Raw genomic sequence first — 18,495 nt, 5'->3', positions numbered from 1 at the left:
AGGAGTTTCCCCTGGAACATATCTCTACTACCACGTTGATCATAATTCTGATCATCATGGTGGTCATTTCAGCCTATTTTTCCGGCTCCGAAACCGGAATGATGACACTCAACCGCTATCGTCTGCGGCATATGGCGAAGCAGGGTAATCGTTCGGCTAAACGGGTCGAAAAATTACTACGCAAGCCAGACCGCCTGATAAGCCTGGTGTTAATCGGCAATAACCTGGTCAATATTCTTGCCTCCGCGCTCGGCACTATTGTTGGGATGCGCTTGTACGGCGATGCGGGTGTGGCAATTGCGACTGGCGTACTGACCTTCGTAGTGCTGGTTTTTGCCGAAGTATTGCCGAAAACCATTGCCGCGCTGTACCCGGAAAAAGTCGCCTATCCGAGTAGTTTTCTGTTAGCTCCGCTGCAAATTTTGATGATGCCGCTGGTCTGGTTGCTGAACGCGATCACCCGCATGTTAATGCGCATGATGGGCATCAAAACCGATATCGTGGTTAGCGGCTCTTTGAGTAAAGAAGAGTTGCGCACCATTGTGCACGAATCGCGGTCACAAATTTCCCGTCGTAACCAGGATATGCTGCTGTCGGTACTCGATCTGGAAAAAATGACCGTTGATGACATCATGGTGCCGCGCAGTGAAATTATCGGTATTGATATCAACGATGACTGGAAATCGATTCTCCGTCAGCTCTCCCACTCTCCTCACGGGCGCATAGTGCTGTACCGCGACTCGCTGGACGACGCTATCAGCATGTTGCGTGTGCGTGAAGCCTGGCGGCTAATGTCGGAGAAAAAAGAGTTCACTAAAGAAACTATGCTGCGCGCTGCGGACGAAATCTATTTTGTGCCGGAAGGCACGCCGCTCAGTACCCAATTAGTTAAATTTCAACGCAATAAAAAGAAAGTCGGCCTGGTTGTCAACGAATACGGCGATATTCAGGGGCTGGTGACGGTTGAAGATATTCTGGAAGAGATTGTCGGCGATTTCACCACGTCGATGTCGCCAACGCTTGCCGAAGAAGTCACTCCGCAAAACGACGGTTCGGTGATTATTGATGGCACCGCCAACGTGCGAGAAATCAACAAAGCCTTTAACTGGCATCTACCGGAAGACGATGCACGCACGGTTAATGGCGTCATTCTGGAAGCACTGGAAGAGATTCCTGTCGCAGGCACTCGCGTGCGTATTGGCGAGTACGATATCGATATTCTCGACGTACAGGACAATATGATTAAGCAGGTAAAAGTTTTTCCTGTGAAACCGCTGCGCGAGAGTGTGGCGGAGTAACAAAAACGGCCCAGCATTCACATGCCGGGCCGTAATTTATTACGAAAACAGTAATTAAGCTTTTGCTTTCGCTACAGTAACCATCGCCGCGCGAATCGTACGACCGTTCAGCGTATAACCTTTTTGCATAATGCCCAGTACGTTACCCGGCGCTACATCATCAGATTCCACCATTGCGATAGCCTGATGCACATTCGGGTCCAGCGGCACGTTAGTTTCGGCAATCACATCAACGCCAAACTTACGTACTACATCCAGCATCGACTTCAGCGTCAGCTCAATGCCTTCAACCATCGCAGACATATCCGGATTAGCTTTATCAGCCACTTCCAGCGCGCGATCCAGACTATCAATCACCGGCAGCAATTCGTTGATGAATTTTTCCAGCGCGAATTTATGCGCTTTTTCGATATCCAGTTCAGTACGACGACGCAAGTTTTCCATTTCCGCTTTTACGCGCAAAATGCCGTCACGTTCACGGGTCTGAGCCTCAGCCAACTGAGCTTCGAGATTCGCAATTTTTTCATCGCGCGGATCCACCTGCTCAGCAGAAGCTTCTGGCTCAACTGCCTCAATCTCTTCGTGCTGATCCATGATAATTTCTTCCGGGGCTTGCCCCTCAGGCGTTTTCTGTTCTTTACTACTCATGAATTTCTCCGCGTTTTTTTCGCATTCATCTCGCTAACTTCGCTTATTATGGGGATCAGTTTCAGGGTTTCAAGGGAAGCACTCACATTGTCATCAATCTTCGCAACAAGGACCTCGGAAAAATGAATAATCATTTCAAGTGTATTGGCATTGTGGGACACCCACGGCACCCTACTGCACTGACAACACATGAAATGCTCTACCGCTGGCTGTGCACAAAAGGTTACGAGGTCATCGTTGAGCAACAAATCGCTCACGAACTGCAACTGAAGAATGTGAAAACTGGCACGCTCGCGGAGATTGGGCAACTGGCTGATCTCGCGGTAGTCGTTGGTGGCGATGGCAATATGCTGGGCGCGGCGCGCACACTCGCGCGCTACGACATTAAAGTCATCGGCATCAACCGTGGCAACCTGGGTTTCCTGACTGACCTTGATCCCGATAACGCCCAGCAACAATTAGCCGATGTGCTGGAAGGTCATTACATCAGCGAGAAACGTTTTTTGCTGGAAGCGCAGGTCTGTCAGCAAGATTGCCAGAAACGCATCAGCACCGCGATTAATGAAGTGGTACTACATCCTGGCAAAGTGGCGCATATGATTGAGTTCGAAGTGTACATCGACGAGATCTTTGCGTTTTCTCAGCGATCTGATGGGCTGATTATTTCGACACCTACAGGCTCTACCGCCTATTCTCTGTCGGCGGGTGGCCCAATTCTGACCCCCTCTCTGGATGCGATTACCCTGGTGCCCATGTTCCCGCATACGTTGTCAGCGCGACCACTGGTCATAAACAGCAGCAGCACGATCCGCCTGCGTTTTTCGCATCGACGTAACGACCTGGAAATCAGTTGTGACAGTCAGATAGCACTGCCGATTCAGGAAGGTGAAGATGTCCTGATTCGTCGCTGTGATTACCATCTGAATCTAATTCATCCGAAAGATTACAGCTATTTCAATACATTAAGTACCAAACTCGGCTGGTCAAAAAAATTATTCTAATTTTACGCCAGCCTCTTTACTGTATATAAAACCAGTTTATACTGTACACAATAACAGTAATGGTTTTTCATACAGGAAAACAACTATGTTGGCACAACTGACCATCAGCAATTTTGCTATCGTTCGTGAGCTTGAGATTGATTTTCACAGCGGCATGACCGTAATAACCGGCGAGACCGGCGCGGGTAAATCTATTGCGATAGATGCTCTCGGCCTGTGTCTCGGTGGTCGCGCTGAAGCCGACATGGTGCGTACCGGCGCTGCCCGCGCTGATTTGTGCGCCCGTTTTTCTCTAAAAGATACGCCCGCAGCACTGCACTGGCTGGAAGAAAACCAACTGGAAGATGGCCACGAATGCCTGCTTCGTCGTGTTATCAGTAGTGATGGCCGCTCTCGTGGTTTTATCAACGGTACGGCTGTTCCGCTGTCTCAGCTACGCGAACTGGGTCAGTTGCTGATTCAGATCCATGGTCAACACGCTCATCAGTTACTCACCAAACCTGAGCATCAGAAATTCCTGCTTGATGGCTACGCCAATGAAACGTCTCTGCTCCAGGAAATGACCGCACGTTATCAGTTGTGGCATCAAAGCTGCCGTGACCTCGCGCATCATCAACAACTCAGTCAGGAACGCGCCGCCCGTGCTGAACTACTGCAATACCAATTAAAAGAATTAAACGAATTTAATCCGCAGCCCGGCGAGTTTGAACAAATCGACGAAGAGTACAAACGTCTGGCTAACAGCGGTCAATTGCTTACGACCAGCCAGAATGCATTGGCATTAATGGCCGACGGTGAAGATGCGAACCTGCAAAGCCAGCTTTACACCGCTAAACAACTGGTCAGCGAATTGATTGGTATGGACAGCAAACTGTCCGGCGTACTTGATATGCTGGAAGAGGCTACTATCCAGATTGCCGAAGCCAGTGACGAATTACGCCACTACTGCGATCGTCTGGATCTCGACCCTAACCGCTTGTTTGAACTTGAACAGCGCATCTCCAAACAGATTTCGCTGGCACGTAAACATCACGTCAGCCCTGAGGCATTGCCACAGTATTACCAGTCGCTACTGGAAGAACAGCAGCAACTGGACGATCAAGCTGACTCGCAAGAAACACTCGCATTGGCGGTAACGAAACATCATCAGCAGGCGCTGGAAACGGCGCGCGCATTACACCTGCAACGCCAGCACTATGCAACTGAGCTGGCGCACCTGATCACCGACAGTATGCAGGCGCTCTCCATGCCGCATGGCCAGTTTACGATTGATGTTAAATTTGACGAACATCACCTGGGCACTGACGGCGCTGATCGTATTGAGTTTCGGGTAACCACCAACCCAGGTCAGCCGATGCAGCCCATTGCCAAAGTCGCCTCCGGTGGTGAATTGTCCCGTATCGCACTGGCAATTCAGGTCATCACCGCGCGTAAAATGGAAACCCCGGCGCTTATTTTCGATGAAGTGGATGTGGGGATTAGCGGTCCGACAGCGGCAGTTGTCGGCAAACTGCTACGTCAGCTTGGTGAATCAACCCAGGTGATGTGTGTTACCCACCTGCCACAAGTTGCAGGATGCGGTCATCAACACTATTTTGTCAGCAAAGAAACCGATGGCGCTATGACCGAAACGCATATGCAATCCCTGGATAAAAAGGCGCGGTTACAAGAGCTGGCGCGCCTACTTGGCGGCAGTGAAGTCACACGCAACACGCTGGCGAACGCGAAAGAACTACTGGCAGCGTAAACTTTTTTCCTGCTTCACGGTCAGAATAAACAGCAAAACGCCGTAAGACCGGAAAGCAAAAGGTTTTAAAGTGATGAAAGGTCTATTATCATCGGCATATTACAGATGAGCCACGTACTGCTCGGGCCCGAAAAGGAATCAAATCACTATGCGCTGTAAAACGCTGACTGCTGCAGCAGCAGTACTATTGATGTTGACCGCAGGCTGTTCCACTCTGGAGCGAGTGGTTTACCGTCCTGACATCAACCAGGGGAACTATCTGACCGCTAACGACGTGTCCAAAATACGCGTTGGCATGACGCAACAACAAGTTGCGTACGCATTGGGTACACCGCTGATGTCCGATCCATTTGGTACAAATACCTGGTTCTATGTCTTCCGCCAGCAACCAGGCCATGAAGGTGTAACGCAGCAAACTCTGACGCTGACCTTTAACAGCAGCGGTGTGTTGACCAATATTGATAACAAACCTGCGCTGAGTGGCAACGAATAAAACTTGCTGTTTATAGCGATTAAAAAAGGTGCTCAGTGAGCACCTTTTTTCTGCCTGCTATTTATTCGCCGATTTTTCTGCGCGCTGTCTACGAAGCTCTTTCGGATCGGCAATCAGTGGTCGATAAATCTCTACACGATCGCCCTCGCGCACGATATCGCTCAGTTTTGCCGGACGACTGTAAATGCCGACTTTATTTTTAGTTAAATCGATATCTGTACGCAATTCCAGCAAACCACTTGCGCGAATTGCCTCTTCAACCGTCGCACCCTCCAGCAATGTTACACGCTGCAAATACTGCTTCTCTGATAACGCGTAAGCTACCTCTACAGCAATTTTACCTGGCACTATAAACCTCTTTTGCTCGCACGGTGAAAGCCTGCACCATATTAGCCGCCAGCTCTTTAAACACGCGACCGAAGGCGAGTTCAATCAACTTATTAGTAAACTCAAAGTCGAGATGAAACTCGATACGGCACGCTTCCGGACTCAACGGTGTAAACTTCCAGCCGCCGATCAATTTCTTGAACGGCCCATCAACCAGATTCATCAGAATACTTTGGTTACTGGTCAACTGGTTGCGGGTAGTAAACGTTTTGCTGATCCCAGCCTTAGAGACATCTACCGCAGCGGTCATCTGTCCAGGAGTGGACTCCAGAATCCGACTTCCAGTACAACCTGGCAAAAACTGAGGATAAGACTGAACGTCATTCACTAACTGATACATTTGCTCCGCGCTGTAGGGAACGAGTGCGGTCCGGCTAATTTGAGGCATAACAAATTCCATCAACAAAAATCCAACAAATAATATCATTTATCCTGCTGTAAAAAAAACGCTATCCCGGCGCTGGGTAACATCGTGTTCATGCTAAGATAGAGCCTTGTCCCCCGCAGGATTGATATGGGGTATTTTCGATTTCAGATTACCGATGATTCACGACGCTTATGACGAAGAAAAAAGCACATAAACCTGGTTCAGCGACCATCGCGCTTAACAAGCGCGCCCGTCACGAATACTTTATTGAAGAAGAGTTCGAAGCGGGACTTGCCCTGCAAGGCTGGGAAGTTAAATCCCTGCGCGCAGGAAAAGCCAATATTAGCGACAGCTATGTCCTTCTGCGCGACGGAGAAGCGTTCCTGTTTGGCGCAAGTATCACGCCGATGGCTGTGGCTTCCACACATGTGGTGTGCGATCCTACTCGTACCCGCAAGTTACTTCTCAATCAGCGCGAACTGGACTCATTATATGGTCGCGTCAATCGTGAAGGCTATACCGTAGTGGCGCTCTCTCTGTACTGGAAAAATGCCTGGTGCAAAGTGAAAATCGGCGTCGCGAAAGGTAAGAAACAGCACGATAAACGTTCCGACATCAAAGAACGTGAATGGCAGGTTGATAAAGCGCGTATCATGAAAAACGCTCACCGTTAAACCTGCATCACATATACTGCAGATCCTCACCGCGCCTCCCCTCTCCGGTGGCGCGAATGCACATCTTATCGGCTATCATATTTGATACAGATGTCGTCATCCCTTTGCTTAATCGAATAAAAATCATGCTACGCGGGCGCTAAATCCTGAACGATAACGCCATTGGGGCTGGTCATGACGCTCACAAATCTGGTATACTCGCCGTTACACATTGGGGCTGATTCTGGATTCGACGGGATTTGCGAAACCCAAGGTGCATGCCGAGGGGCGGTTGGCCTCGTAAAAAGCCGCAAAAAATAGTCGCAAACGACGAAAACTACGCTTTAGCAGCTTAATAACCTGCTTAGAGCCCTCTCTCCCTAGCCTCCGCTCTTAGGACGGGGATCAAGAGAGGTCAAACCCAAAAGAGATCGCGTGGAAGCCCTGCCTGGGGTTGAAGCGTTAAAACTTAATCAGGCTAGTTTGTTAGTGGCGTGTCCGTCCGCAGCTGGCAAGCGAATGTAAAGACAGACTAAGCATGTAGTGCCGAGGATGTAGGAATTTCGGACGCGGGTTCAACTCCCGCCAGCTCCACCAAATCATGATCCGGATACGTCCGGTGAAGTACAGAAAGCCCGCATGGCACAAGCCCTGCGGGCTTTTTTGTGTCTGTCGTTGTCCGAGAACATCCGGCTAAATCCGGTGATTATTGGTATACGTTTAGGTATACGGTAGGATGTATACCTAAAAGCGTATACCAATTCATGAAGGAGCGGCCACAGTGGCACGGACAACACGCCCCCTTACCAACACCGAAGTTCTTCGCGCTAAAGCGTTAGAGAAGGATCTAACTCTGCATGATGGCGATGGCCTTTTCCTGATAGTGAAAACCAGCGGGAAAAAGCTCTGGCGTTTCCGTTATCAACGTCCAGCGACAAAACAGCGGACAATGATGGGGCTTGGTGCTTTCCCCGCCCTTTCACTTGCTGACGCCCGAGGGTTAAGAGCGGATTACCTTGCCTTGTTAGCCAACGGAATTGACCCACAAATTCAGGCCGAAGTTGCAGAGGAACAGCAGCAAATCGCTCTGGACAGTATTTTCTCAATGGTCGCCGCTAACTGGTTCCAGCTCAAAAGTAAAAGCGTTACCCCTGATTACGCAAAAGACATTTGGCGCTCATTGGAGAAAGATGTATTCCCTGCCATCGGTGAGATCCCCGTTCAGCAAATTAAAGCCCGAATATTAGTTGAAGCATTGGAACCAATCAAAGCTCGTGGAGCGCTTGAGACTGTACGTCGACTAGTGCAGCGTATTAACGAGATAATGATTTATGCCGTAAACACTGGTCTGATTGATGCCAATCCAGCATCAGGTATTGGAATGGCCTTTGAGAAGCCCAAAAAACAAAACATGCCGACGCTGCGGCCAGAAGAATTGCCGAAGCTGATGCGTTCTTTAGTCATGTCAAATCTGTCTGTTCCGACTCGCTGTCTCATTGAATGGCAACTCCTGACGCTCGTGCGCCCTTCTGAGGCCTCTGGTGCCCGTTGGGCAGAGATCGATCTCGATACGAAGCTCTGGACTATTCCAGCCGAACGGATGAAAGCTAAGCGGGAACACATTGTTCCTTTATCACCACAGGCATTAGAGATTCTGGATGTAATGAAGCCAATTAGCGCTCACCGAGAACATGTTTTTCCCAGCAGGAATGATCCTAAACAACCTATGAATAGCCAAACTGCTAATGCTGCTCTTAAAAGGATTGGTTATGGCGGTAAACTCGTTGCTCATGGGCTTCGTTCTATAGCTAGCACAGCGTTGAACGAGTCTGGTTTTAATTCCGATATTATAGAATCAGCTTTAGCGCATATAGATAAAAATGAAGTACGGCGGGCGTATAATCGTTCTATTTATTTAGAACAACGCAGAGAATTGATGTCATGGTGGGGTATAAAAGTAAAATCATAGGGCTTTCGCCCTATGATTTAATAATTATAAAGTTTCCAATGCGAAATTTCGATATCTCATTAGTGCATAAATATATCTAGTAGTAGATGCAGGTGTCCATGTTCTCTCAAGTTCTTTTGCTAGTGCTGCCCCCATCATTTTCTTATCATCATCGCCAAATTTATTTACATAAGCATTTAATATTTTGATAGCTGGAGATTCAGTGACTAACCTAGCTAAAGCCCTTTCAAGGCTGATGCTTTCTAATATAACTTCTATTTTATTATTTATCACCACACCATCATCTTGTCGAGAACAAAAACCTAAAGAAATTAAATCCTGCACTGCATTCCTATGTTTATTCGCCTGAATGAATGAATGGCTCATTTTTTTATTGGCGCACAGATACTCGGCAACTTCGAGTGTTTTTTCTGGCGAAGTAGCAGCTAAGAAAAGTGATCCTCTTCTATTACGTGCCCCTCTTTTATCTAGATCAATCGCCCCAAATGCTGGGGAAAACAACTCGCCATCATATATAACCACAGATTTTCCGATAACCGCTATCAGCCCCGTAAATTGTAACCAAGCCAATAATTTTGAACTATAAGACTTAGGATAACCACCATCTTTATTCTTATAAGTATGGGCTATTATAGATTCATACTTATCGATAGGAACTCTTCTTAAATCGGCATCAACAATATTCTCTGCCAATTCTAACAAAACACTATGACTCTTAAAATGCTCACGAAGAAACTCAGGGACATTTGTGATAGTCTGTTTACAAACTATATTCCCATTTAAATCTCTGTCTATGAGAACAAAATACTGCAAATCCATTAAAACATTTATTAATGTTCCCCGACTATATTTTAGTTTAGTTTGCAGTTCATCCAAGCTAATGGTTTTGAACGAGTTTACAACATCAAGAATTAACAAAACCATTTTCGGAGATGTTGATGGCATATATGACCATGGTATAACTGGAAGGTCATTTCCTTTCAAGTAATCTCGAAAAACGTCCCAATACACTGATAATTTTTCACCTGTTTTAATTACCATCCTATCTGAAATTAGCTCTAAAACAGTATCACTCCCAAACTCTTTAGTAACTTCATATTGACTAATCGGAGAGTTCTTTGCCACAAATTTTAAACATGAATTTTGTTTTTCAGGCCTATCTAAATCCTCATGAAATAAATTTGAGATCTGTAGTTGACTAACCAACATTTGATCCTGTGAGATACCTCCTTTTAGTTTTTTGAATACATGAATACAAAGCTTTTTCAATAACCATGGATAACCTTGAGCTTGCTGAATAAGACGCGTGCGTAAAGGTTTATTTAATTTAAACCCTGTATTTAGCTCGAAACTATTAATTAATTTAGATGAATCTTTTAGATCAAAAGGCTCAAGTTTCTTTTCAACCCTATAATCTTTTAGCCGATTCCACATTGAGTACGCTGGATTTTCATCCCCTAAAGTAATACCAGTTCTCCATGAGAACCCTACAACTAAATTGCTTTGTAGTGCCGAGACATCGAGTGCGAATCGTTCAAATTCTTTAAATAGCCCGAATAGTTCCTCTTTCATAAAGACTTCTTCGAACTGATCAAAGAAAATAGTCAATACCTTATCATGTTCGGAAAGGTATTTTAAACATTCCTGAACACTCTCAGATCCTATGATATCCGTAACACTCTCAATCAGGAATGGTTTTTCATATTCGATAAAACCTTCTTTGATCGCACTGCTGAAAGCTTTAACGACAGCTTCTGCCACAAAACGTCCGCCTCTAGCAGAACGGACATCGACTGGTGTAAGGAAGAATTTATTCTTCCATTTTTGATTTTTAAATCTTGAGGATAGCCTTGCTATTAAAGATGACTTTCCATTTCCTGAACCGCCTATAAGTGATAGGACTCTACTTTGAGAGCTATTTCCTCTAACATTCTCAAGATAATCCCAAACTTCTTTCTGTATATATTCGCGACCAACAAAGTCTTTCGGCTGACATGGCTTATAATCCATAAAATCGTCAGCAAGAATTATTTCACTGACAATTTCCCTTTCGTAATTTTCAGATAATTTTGAAGACGAAACAGTTTGTTCCGGTTCAGATAATATATAAAAATCAGTTACTTCCAACCCTTCAAAAAGCCCTTGCTCCTTTATAATATCACTTATGCGACTGACACTTGGAATTTTACTATTTTTATTTATAGCGAACGGCACCACTCTTATAGGGCTACCATTTTCAACTTCTTGCAAAAGCCAAGTCATTTCTATTTCAGGATGAACTAAAAGTGTTGCACTAGTATATTTTGCCGGAATGTCATCTGTTGGAATATCCTCAACCTTACCTGTTGCAAGTATAGATATAAGAATCTCTTTTTTATCAAAAAAAGAATAATCTATACGCTCATCAAGTCTATAATCCTCAAGCGTTGACTGAGCATCTTTACCCAAATCAGAAATTGAAAAAAGTGCAATTTTTTTAACTCTCAACCTAAATGCTTGAGAAAATGCCAAATCAACCACAGATGAATCAACTTTTTGCTGCATGAATTTACATTCTACATACAGCTTTTCATTTGATGGTGTATGAGTAGCCTGAATATCAATTTCCATGCCAGATTTTCTGACTTCCATACCATCAATTCTATACGATTGCCGGCGGAGTATATCAGCGCAAAAATTCTCGAAAAACTTCCCTCTCGAGGTATTGGAATAATTACTAGGTACACAAACTATCAAATCTTTATTCAGTGGTAACGGCCTGGCCATTTATACACTCCTTATCTCATATCCTTTTGACAAGTAAGATATCAACCTCGAGTTTCAGAAACCAGTATCTTGCGCATATTTACGACATCAAAACTTTTGGTTATGCACCCACAGCGCGCAGTGCTTTCCCCGCCTCGCCCGCCCGCTTTGCGGGGCGGTTTTAATGCAGTTGCACTGACACGCTCAGACCGCGCCGGGAATGGTGCGGTCTGCAGAAAATGAGGCAGGAAAACGCATGCAAAGCCATGCACCTTATCGATGCATGGCTTTTTTCAGTAAAAACGGGAGGATTTTCGGGGAATTTTACACAGACTGACGTGATGCCAGTTGCGCACTTTTACGCGAAAAAATCATGTTCTGCGCAGGGGTGAATTTTTCACGGCTGTCATCCACCGAAGCCGCGTCAGGCCTGAATCCGATGGTCGTTAAAATGTCACTATCCTGTGCGGAATAATTAATTTTTTCCCCCTTCGCAAGCCAGGACAGAAGGGCTTCACGCAGGGCATCTGTGGCACGCTGTATGGCACAGTTTCGGGCAATGGCCGTCAGCTCACTGTAGCCCATCAGCTCCGGTGCCAGTGCCGCCGCCAGTGCTGTGCCGTGCTGCTGCATAAAATCATTCAGCCGGTCGCGGATGCTGATGTGCTGAACGGCTTCATGCGAACGAATATAACGACCGGCGGCCTGATTCACCTGCCATTTTCTGACTTCGATAATATTGCGTAATTCGTCCAGGCGACTGACGTTTCTGCCTTCTCCTGACTGAAGCCGCAGATATTCCTGTTCGGCCGTAGCCAGCTCATTTTTGCGTTGCAGCCATGCTGCTTTGTTATTCTGACAGGTGTCAAAGGCCTGCTGTAAGGCTGTGCTTTCCATCGTTATCTCTTTCTCATCATGCTGAAGAATAAAAATACGGTGTGCGGCGACGGCCGGTGTTAACCGGCAGCCCTCATTCCAGACGCAGCGAATATGATTGTGTTTTTAACCGTACTGGCGGCAGTTCCTGTTTTTCATGCAGGCTTTCTGCAAGCTCGTCCGGCGTGACCGGGCGGACAATGAAGCGGTTGATGGTCTGAAGCGTTTTAAACACCAGACCACAGCCCGGATCCGTGCACACATAAAAACGCTCGGTGACTTCCTGAGACAGACGCCGCGATGTTCTTGACAGCGCAAGGCCTTTACATCTCCGACAACAATATCCGGTAACAAGCATTCTTTTCGGGCGCTTCATGCTGCCGGAGGCTGACGTCAGTGAATCGCGGTATCTCTGTTTGCCTGAAATGTATTCCATTCCTGAATCTTTACAGTCAGAGAAAAAGCTTTCACTCGCTTCAAATGTCGCAGAGCAATAAATATTCCGGCACTGTGCAATCATTATCTTGGTGCCATCGTCCATGAAATGTGCGCGACGGGTATGAGCAACATGTCCACACGACGGGCAGTAAATCATGACAGCAGTCCTCTGGCCTTAAGCTCTGCTCCCTGCTGGTCTATTTTGTCCTGCCACACCTTGCGCTGTGCCGGTGTGCCTGCCACCTCATAATCCATGTGCGGGAGTGTTGCCGCTGACAGTCCGGTCAGCCGGAGAACCGGCTCGCCGGTGAGGCTGATTTGCATCTGTTTTATTTTCTGTTCCAGCGATGATTTCACCTGCTGCATGACAGCCGTATCGGGTGCGACGTAGCCCTGATGCCCGGTGGTGTTGGCGAGCGGATTTTCCTGTACCAGAATGCTCAGATGCATTGCCCGGACAAGCGCCTCACAGGTTTCATTCAGGGCGTGTTCCAGCTCATGCTCTGCATACAGACTCAGAAGGTGATGATGTGCCTTCCGGTAGGCGGTGGCCGTGCTGTCACACGCCCCTTTCAGGCGTTCGCGTTCAAAATTCAGCACCACGGCCAGATTGTCATATTCCTGTACCAGCTCCCGGCGTGCCACGCGCTCAATGTGGCGCTGTTTCAGCTCGTCGCTCAGGACACCACCGGCTGCACGAAAGGCCGTGCGCCAGTCGTCAGCGTCGTTTCCGTCGGCCTGCGTCAGCGCATTTTTTTCCTGCTCTGCCCGTTCAATGGCCGTGACGGTCTCATCCATCAGGCGGGCGTTCTCAAGATGGGCGGCTCTGGCCTTTTCCAGTTGTGCCAGTGCGGGTTGCAGATATTCAGGGATAGTGTGGTCAGACATTTTCCGGCTCCTCGTCACTTCAGGTTAAGAAAATTGTGACGTACACCGGACAACAACACGACACATTGCAGATGTGCCAGTCCTGACACAGGAGACTCATCCTCACACCGGCAAGCCAGGAAAAGGTCACAGGAAAAACCGGCTTACTGTTTGTTTTTTATATTTTACTGTTCACCTCTGTTCACCTTAATAAAAAAGATAAGTAATACAGTAAGTTAAAGGGTGAACAATCGCAGTAATGACTGTTCACCGTCTATTCACCACTGTTCACCCGTTGATGGGCTTTTTGTGCTGTTTACTACTGTTTGTTTTTATTAATTCGCCGGGAATGAATAAGAAAAAACGATTTGTATTTCACTATAAAAATTACGAATTGCTTTAAGTGGCTTTAAATGACTTTAAGTGGAGATGAACAAAAAACACACAAGCATTGTAAGGCTGCCGGAACAAATCCCCCCTGTTGCGTCTGCTGAAAATATTTACAAAATAAAGCGCTACCCGAAGCCGGACGGACTTATCCGGTGCTGTATGGACATTAACGAGGTAGCCCGATGCAAGCTGTTTTTTCTTCCCCGTCTCCCGCCCCTGTGACACCACTGATGCCGCTGCCGGACATCACGCAGGAGCGTTTTTTACGTCTGCCGGAAGTGATGCACCTGTGCGGCCTGTCACGCTCGACCATCTATGAACTCATCCGTAAGGGGGAATTTCCGCCGCAGGTGAGTCTTGGCGGTAAAAATGTGGCCTGGCTGCACTCTGAAGTCACCGCATGGATGGCCGGGCGCATCGCCGGACGCAAACGGGGGTACGACGCATGATGATGCCCGCTCTGCAAAAACTCCCTTTTTCTGGCTTGCCTTTTTCCGGCATTTGCGGATATAGTTTTTCCGCTGTCGCAAAATCGGCAGCCGGGCGTGGAAACCCGTGTAACTCGAAGGCGACATATGACGCGCCATGCGTCTTTTTTTGTGTCGCAATCAACGCCACAGAGCGCCAGATTATGGTGTGGTGTGTGGTCAGTCGTGCAGATGGCATTCCGTGCATCCTGCCCGCGTCCGCTCATTATGCCGCAGAGTCAATGGTAGCTCAGGCGGGGCAGCCTCCGGGCTGGCCGGTATTCTTCGAGGCCGGTATTTCCACCCCCGTCTGGGCTATCGCCATTGAGCGTGGAAACTCCGGCGATAGCAGTTATTTGCTACTCGAAGGAGGCTGCCTTATGGCTACAACCCTTACCCCCTCACACCCTGAATTTGTCTTTGTGTTTGCGGCTGTCCGTCGTGCAGACCGTCATCCCCGTATCTGTATGCTTCGCACCGTCGCCGGTGATGAACGCAGTGCCCGCCGTTCCCTTGTCCGTGACTATGTGCTCTCCCTTGCTGCCCGTCTGCCGGTGATGGGGGTGTCCCGTGCGTAATAAAAAAGCCCCTCAGACCGTCTCAGCGCGTCATGACGCCCGTGAACACCTCAGCATTGAGGCTTACCATAAGCTCAACCGCGCCAGCGCCGTATCCCAGTTTGTTGGGGGTGATTTGATTCACCGTGAACTCTCCGGCCTGCATCAGCTCTACATTCCGCATATTTTCAGCTACCTGAATGAAGATATTGATTTTGTGCTGAATGAGCTGAAAGCCAAAGGCCTGTGCCGCGATTTTCTCGCCCAGCAGAAAGACCGGGGAGACAGGACGCATGTTTGATTTTCCCCAGCCCGGTGAGATTTACCGTTCTGCCGGTTTTCCCGATGTGGCCGTGGTCGGCATTCTGGAAGACGGTATTCCGTGGGAAATGCCGTACCGCTGCCCGGAAATTGTCTGGAACCCGTACCGCCGTAAATTCAGTATCCTTGTGCGTATCCTCGCCGACGGGCGCACCACAGACATCCCGCTGGGGCGTTTTCTGCGGGAATTTACCTGTGACCGTCCTGACCTGTTTAAACGCAGCCCCGTAAACCGGCATGCGGTACTGAAAGAAATGGCCGGAGACCCGGAATTACAGAAATGGCGGGAGAAATATCTGGATATTTACCCGCAGGAGCCTGTTCCGGTCAGCCGGGCGGCACCGGTGGCGCGGGAATGGCGGGAAATTCCCCGCACGGAGCCTGACCCGGAAATCACCCCGGATAACAGTTACCGCAATTATCTGTAATTAAAAAACGACACCCGAAAAATTAAATGTGCGTATTCGCGCAGGGATACGCACGTCTTCAGGAGACGCAGATATGCCTTATCAGTTAATGCAACCGGCACGGAATGCAGTCATCTGTCACAGGGAGGAAAGCAAATGAAAACACCCTTACCGCCCGTCTTACGCGCTGCCCTTTACCGTCGCGCTGTCGCCTGTGCCTGGCTGACCGTGTGCGAACGTCAGCACCGCTACCCGCATCTCACCCTTGAGTCACTGGAGGCGGCCATCGCCGCTGAGCTGGAAGGCTTTTATCTGCGCCAGCACGGTGAGGAAAAAGGGCGTCAGATAGCCTGTGCCCTGCTGGAAGATTTAATGGAATCCGGCCCCCTGAAGGCCGCGCCGTCGCTGTCCTTTCTCGGGCTGGTTGTGATGGATGAACTCTGTGCCCGTCACATAAAAGCGCCGGTACTGCACTGAAGGAGAACAACACCATGAAAATGAACGTAACCGCCACCGTCAGCCATGCACTCGGCCACTGGCCGCGTATTCTCCCGGCGCTGGGGATTCAGGTGCTGAAAAACCGTCATCAGCCCTGTCCGGTCTGTGGCGGGAGTGACCGCTTCCGTTTTGATGACAGGGAGGGGCGCGGCACCTGGTACTGCAATCAGTGTGGTGCCGGTGACGGCCTGAAACTGGTTGAAAAGGTGTTTGGTGTTTCCCCGTCCGACGCGGCCGCAAAGGTGGCTGCCGTGACCGGCAGCCTGCCACCGGCTGACCCGGCAGTGACGGCCGCCGCCGTTGCTGAAACAGACGCTGCCCGGAAGAACGCCGCCACACTGGCACAAACCCTGATGGCGAAAACCCGTACCGGAACCGGTAACGCCTACCTGACCCGCAAGGGCTTTCCCGGCCGGGAATGCCGGATGCTGACCGGCACACACAGAGCCGGTGGCGTGAGCTGGCGCGCCGGTGACCTTGTGGTGCCACTGTATGACGACAGCGGCGAACTGGTTAACCTTCAGTTAATCAGTGCTGACGGCCGTAAGCGCACCCTGAAAGGCGGACAGGTCAGGGGCACCTGTCACACCCTTGAAGGACAGAATCAGGCCGGAAAACGTCTGTGGATAGCGGAGGGATACGCGACCGCACTTACCGTGCATCACCTGACCGGTGAAACGGTGATGGTGGCGCTTTCTTCCGTGAACCTCCTTTCTCTGGCCAGCCTTGCCCGGCAGAAGCACCCCGCCTGTCAGATTGTCCTTGCCGCTGACCGTGACCTCAGCGGTGACGGCCAGAAAAAAGCCGCCGCAGCCGCAGATGCGTGTGAAGGTGTTGTTGCCCTGCCGCCGGTCTTCGGTGACTGGAATGATGCCTTCACGCAGTACGGCGGGGAGGCCACCCGTAAGGCCATTTACGATGCCATCCGGCCACCGGCTGAAAGCCCGTTCGACACCATGAGCGAAGCGGAGTTTTCCGCCATGAGTACCAGCGAAAAGGCCATGCGTATCTATGAGCATTACGGCGAGGCGCTCGCGGTCGATGCCAACGGCCAGCTTCTGTCCCGTTATGAAAATGGTGTCTGGAAGGTGCTGCCACCACAGGACTTTGCCCGGGATGTGGCCGGGCTGTTTCAGCGGCTGCGCGCGCCGTTCTCCTCCGGGAAGGTGGCCTCCGTGGTGGACACCCTGAAGCTGATTATTCCGCAACAGGAAGCCCCCTCCCGCCGCCTGATTGGCTTTCGTAACGGCGTGCTCGACACGCAGAACGGCACGTTCCACCCGCACAGTCCGTCACACTGGATGCGCACCCTGTGCGATGTGGATTTCACCCCGCCGGTGGAAGGTGAAACGCTGGAAACCCACGCTCCCGCGTTCTGGCGCTGGCTTGACCGTGCCGCCGGTGGCCGTGCGGAAAAACGCGACGTGATTCTGGCCGCACTGTTTATGGTGCTGGCAAACCGCTACGACTGGCAGCTCTTTCTGGAGGTGACCGGTCCCGGCGGCAGCGGCAAAAGTATCATGGCCGAAATAGCCACCCTGCTGGCTGGTGAGGATAACGCCACGTCGGCCACCATCGAGACGCTGGAATCCCCGCGTGAACGTGCCGCGTTAACTGGCTTCTCACTGATACGCCTGCCGGACCAGGAAAAATGGAGCGGCGACGGAGCCGGACTCAAGGCCATCACCGGCGGCGATGCGGTGTCCGTTGACCCGAAATACCGGGATGCGTACTCCACGCACATCCCGGCGGTAATTCTGGCCGTGAACAATAACCCGATGCGCTTCACCGACCGCAGCGGCGGCGTGTCACGCCGGCGGGTGATTATTCACTTCCCGGAACAGATAGCCCCGCAGGAGCGCGACCCGCAGCTTAAGGACAAAATCACCCGCGAGCTGGCGGTCATCGTGCGTCACCTGATGCAGAAGTTCAGCGACCCGATGCTCGCCCGGTCACTGCTTCAGTCCCAGCAGAACTCAGACGAGGCACTGAACATCAAACGGGATGCCGACCCGACGTTTGATTTTATCGGCTATCTGGAAACCCTGCCGCAGACCAGCGGCATGTATATGGGGAACGCCAGTATCATCCCGCGTAATTACCGTAAATACCTCTATCACGCCTATCTGGCCTACATGGAGGCAAACGGCTACCGGAATGTACTCAGTCTGAAAATGTTCGGGCTGGGGCTGCCGGTGATGCTGAAGGAATACGGACTGAATTACGAGAAGCGCCATACCAAACAGGGGATACAGACCAACCTGACGCTGAAAGAGGAAAGCTACGGCGACTGGCTGCCAAAATGTGACGACCCTGCAACAACCTGACCATCATGACTCATCTGACCGGCATCTGCCGGTCTTTTT

At 49.7% G+C, this 18,495-nt stretch carries 20 protein-coding genes and 1 other RNA gene; 13 read left to right on the top strand and 8 right to left on the bottom strand.

Annotation, left to right across the window (positions count from 1 at the left end; genetic code table 11):
- Positions 1-11: 11 nt before the first annotated feature.
- Positions 12-1,298 (top strand): HlyC/CorC family transporter, encoded by a 1,287-nt coding sequence (locus tag A7Z06_RS20150; RefSeq protein ID WP_010723175.1) that lies wholly within the window; start codon positions 12-14, stop codon positions 1,296-1,298.
- 54 nt (positions 1,299-1,352) lie between these two features.
- Here A7Z06_RS20150 and grpE read toward each other — a convergent pair whose 3' ends face one another.
- Positions 1,353-1,946, bottom strand: coding sequence for a nucleotide exchange factor GrpE (gene grpE, locus A7Z06_RS20145; RefSeq protein WP_001366580.1), 594 nt, complete (start codon positions 1,944-1,946; stop codon positions 1,353-1,355).
- Positions 1,947-2,068: 122 nt separating this feature from the next.
- On the opposite strand from grpE, the gene nadK reads away from it, so the two are divergent.
- The 3 genes from nadK to bamE all read left to right on the top strand — a co-directional run bounded on the left by nadK (position 2,069) and on the right by bamE (position 5,187).
- Positions 2,069-2,947: an NAD(+) kinase gene (nadK, locus tag A7Z06_RS20135; protein ID WP_001059169.1), complete on the top strand. Its 879-nt coding sequence runs from the start codon at positions 2,069-2,071 to the stop codon at positions 2,945-2,947.
- 85 nt (positions 2,948-3,032) lie between these two features.
- A complete protein-coding gene (recN, locus tag A7Z06_RS20130) occupies positions 3,033-4,694 on the top strand; it encodes a DNA repair protein RecN (protein WP_000880898.1) in 1,662 nt (553 codons plus the stop codon).
- 148 nt (positions 4,695-4,842) lie between these two features.
- On the top strand, positions 4,843-5,187 hold the full coding sequence (gene bamE, locus A7Z06_RS20125) for an outer membrane protein assembly factor BamE (RefSeq protein WP_001203438.1): 345 nt from the start codon (positions 4,843-4,845) through the stop codon (positions 5,185-5,187).
- Positions 5,188-5,244: 57 nt separating this feature from the next.
- On the opposite strand, the gene A7Z06_RS20120 is transcribed toward bamE, so the two are convergent.
- Together A7Z06_RS20120 and ratA are read right to left on the bottom strand one after the other, a co-directional pair.
- Positions 5,245-5,535 carry an RnfH family protein gene (locus A7Z06_RS20120; RefSeq protein WP_001117847.1) on the bottom strand — a complete coding sequence of 97 codons (291 nt, stop codon included), beginning with the start codon at positions 5,533-5,535 and terminating at the stop codon, positions 5,245-5,247.
- Positions 5,525-5,962: a type II toxin-antitoxin system toxin RatA gene (gene ratA / locus A7Z06_RS20115; RefSeq protein WP_024191158.1), complete on the bottom strand. Its 438-nt coding sequence runs from the start codon at positions 5,960-5,962 to the stop codon at positions 5,525-5,527. Before ratA ends, A7Z06_RS20120 begins: the two co-directional genes overlap by 11 nt.
- A gap of 170 nt (positions 5,963-6,132) precedes the next feature.
- Between ratA and smpB the strand changes: the two genes are divergently transcribed.
- The 3 genes from smpB (at position 6,133) to A7Z06_RS20100 (ending at position 8,563) form a co-directional block, all read left to right on the top strand.
- Positions 6,133-6,615, top strand: a complete 483-nt coding sequence (gene smpB, locus A7Z06_RS20110; protein ID WP_000162578.1) for an SsrA-binding protein SmpB — start codon at positions 6,133-6,135, stop codon at positions 6,613-6,615.
- A 213-nt stretch (positions 6,616-6,828) separates the two neighbouring features.
- Positions 6,829-7,191: a transfer-messenger RNA gene (gene ssrA, locus A7Z06_RS20105) on the top strand.
- Between the two features lie 184 nt (positions 7,192-7,375).
- Positions 7,376-8,563 (top strand): integrase domain-containing protein, encoded by a 1,188-nt coding sequence (locus A7Z06_RS20100; RefSeq protein WP_000124712.1) that lies wholly within the window; start codon positions 7,376-7,378, stop codon positions 8,561-8,563.
- A 24-nt stretch (positions 8,564-8,587) separates the two neighbouring features.
- Here the strand turns inward: A7Z06_RS20100 and A7Z06_RS20095 are convergent, their stop codons facing one another.
- The 5 genes from A7Z06_RS20095 to A7Z06_RS20075 all read right to left on the bottom strand — a co-directional run bounded on the left by A7Z06_RS20095 (position 8,588) and on the right by A7Z06_RS20075 (position 13,510).
- Entirely contained in the window at positions 8,588-11,329 is a 2,742-nt protein-coding gene (locus A7Z06_RS20095; protein WP_000113630.1) for a restriction endonuclease, read from the bottom strand.
- 41 nt (positions 11,330-11,370) lie between these two features.
- Positions 11,371-11,580: a hypothetical protein gene (locus A7Z06_RS22160; protein WP_071590453.1), complete on the bottom strand. Its 210-nt coding sequence runs from the start codon at positions 11,578-11,580 to the stop codon at positions 11,371-11,373.
- A gap of 52 nt (positions 11,581-11,632) precedes the next feature.
- Positions 11,633-12,205 carry a phage polarity suppression protein gene (locus A7Z06_RS20085; protein WP_105279559.1) on the bottom strand — a complete coding sequence of 191 codons (573 nt, stop codon included), beginning with the start codon at positions 12,203-12,205 and terminating at the stop codon, positions 11,633-11,635.
- A gap of 73 nt (positions 12,206-12,278) precedes the next feature.
- Entirely contained in the window at positions 12,279-12,779 is a 501-nt protein-coding gene (locus A7Z06_RS20080; RefSeq protein ID WP_000638629.1) for an ogr/Delta-like zinc finger family protein, read from the bottom strand.
- Entirely contained in the window at positions 12,776-13,510 is a 735-nt protein-coding gene (locus A7Z06_RS20075; protein ID WP_001279716.1) for a hypothetical protein, read from the bottom strand. Before A7Z06_RS20075 ends, A7Z06_RS20080 begins: the two co-directional genes overlap by 4 nt.
- A 551-nt stretch (positions 13,511-14,061) precedes the next feature.
- Here A7Z06_RS20075 and A7Z06_RS20070 point away from each other — a divergent pair.
- The 6 genes from A7Z06_RS20070 (at position 14,062) to A7Z06_RS20045 (ending at position 18,456) form a co-directional block, all read left to right on the top strand.
- The gene (locus A7Z06_RS20070) at positions 14,062-14,328 is read left to right on the top strand and encodes a helix-turn-helix transcriptional regulator (protein ID WP_001149160.1); all 267 of its coding nucleotides are present in this window, start codon (positions 14,062-14,064) and stop codon (positions 14,326-14,328) included.
- Positions 14,325-14,924 (top strand): host cell division inhibitor Icd-like protein, encoded by a 600-nt coding sequence (locus tag A7Z06_RS20065; protein ID WP_024192381.1) that lies wholly within the window; start codon positions 14,325-14,327, stop codon positions 14,922-14,924. Before A7Z06_RS20070 ends, A7Z06_RS20065 begins: the two co-directional genes overlap by 4 nt.
- On the top strand, positions 14,917-15,204 hold the full coding sequence (locus A7Z06_RS20060) for a hypothetical protein (protein ID WP_001244665.1): 288 nt from the start codon (positions 14,917-14,919) through the stop codon (positions 15,202-15,204). Before A7Z06_RS20065 ends, A7Z06_RS20060 begins: the two co-directional genes overlap by 8 nt.
- Complete coding sequence (locus A7Z06_RS20055) at positions 15,197-15,652, top strand: hypothetical protein (protein ID WP_000459320.1); 456 nt, start codon at positions 15,197-15,199, stop codon at positions 15,650-15,652. Before A7Z06_RS20060 ends, A7Z06_RS20055 begins: the two co-directional genes overlap by 8 nt.
- A gap of 135 nt (positions 15,653-15,787) precedes the next feature.
- Complete coding sequence (locus A7Z06_RS20050) at positions 15,788-16,108, top strand: DUF5375 domain-containing protein (RefSeq protein WP_000856729.1); 321 nt, start codon at positions 15,788-15,790, stop codon at positions 16,106-16,108.
- A 14-nt stretch (positions 16,109-16,122) separates the two neighbouring features.
- On the top strand, positions 16,123-18,456 hold the full coding sequence (locus A7Z06_RS20045; RefSeq protein WP_105279558.1) for a primase-helicase zinc-binding domain-containing protein: 2,334 nt from the start codon (positions 16,123-16,125) through the stop codon (positions 18,454-18,456).
- The last annotated feature ends 39 nt before the right edge of the window (positions 18,457-18,495 follow it).

The organism is Escherichia sp. MOD1-EC6819, from assembly GCF_002965765.1.
Classification (GTDB): Bacteria; Pseudomonadota; Gammaproteobacteria; order Enterobacterales; family Enterobacteriaceae; genus Escherichia; species Escherichia ruysiae.
This window is presented reverse-complemented; position numbering and strand designations above follow the sequence as displayed.

Coding starts and splice junctions, on each gene's coding strand:
- grpE (WP_001366580.1), bottom strand. CDS start 1,946: ATGAGTAGTAAAGAACAGAAAACGCCTGAGGGGCAAGCCCCGGAAGAA.
- nadK (WP_001059169.1), top strand. CDS start 2,069: ATGAATAATCATTTCAAGTGTATTGGCATTGTGGGACACCCACGGCAC.
- recN (WP_000880898.1), top strand. CDS start 3,033: ATGTTGGCACAACTGACCATCAGCAATTTTGCTATCGTTCGTGAGCTT.
- bamE (WP_001203438.1), top strand. CDS start 4,843: ATGCGCTGTAAAACGCTGACTGCTGCAGCAGCAGTACTATTGATGTTG.
- ratA (WP_024191158.1), bottom strand. CDS start 5,962: ATGCCTCAAATTAGCCGGACCGCACTCGTTCCCTACAGCGCGGAGCAA.
- smpB (WP_000162578.1), top strand. CDS start 6,133: ATGACGAAGAAAAAAGCACATAAACCTGGTTCAGCGACCATCGCGCTT.
- A7Z06_RS20095 (WP_000113630.1), bottom strand. CDS start 11,329: ATGGCCAGGCCGTTACCACTGAATAAAGATTTGATAGTTTGTGTACCT.
- A7Z06_RS20085 (WP_105279559.1), bottom strand. CDS start 12,205: ATGGAAAGCACAGCCTTACAGCAGGCCTTTGACACCTGTCAGAATAAC.
- A7Z06_RS20080 (WP_000638629.1), bottom strand. CDS start 12,779: ATGATTTACTGCCCGTCGTGTGGACATGTTGCTCATACCCGTCGCGCA.
- A7Z06_RS20075 (WP_001279716.1), bottom strand. CDS start 13,510: ATGTCTGACCACACTATCCCTGAATATCTGCAACCCGCACTGGCACAA.
- A7Z06_RS20070 (WP_001149160.1), top strand. CDS start 14,062: ATGCAAGCTGTTTTTTCTTCCCCGTCTCCCGCCCCTGTGACACCACTG.
- A7Z06_RS20065 (WP_024192381.1), top strand. CDS start 14,325: ATGATGATGCCCGCTCTGCAAAAACTCCCTTTTTCTGGCTTGCCTTTT.
- A7Z06_RS20055 (WP_000459320.1), top strand. CDS start 15,197: ATGTTTGATTTTCCCCAGCCCGGTGAGATTTACCGTTCTGCCGGTTTT.
- A7Z06_RS20050 (WP_000856729.1), top strand. CDS start 15,788: ATGAAAACACCCTTACCGCCCGTCTTACGCGCTGCCCTTTACCGTCGC.
- A7Z06_RS20045 (WP_105279558.1), top strand. CDS start 16,123: ATGAAAATGAACGTAACCGCCACCGTCAGCCATGCACTCGGCCACTGG.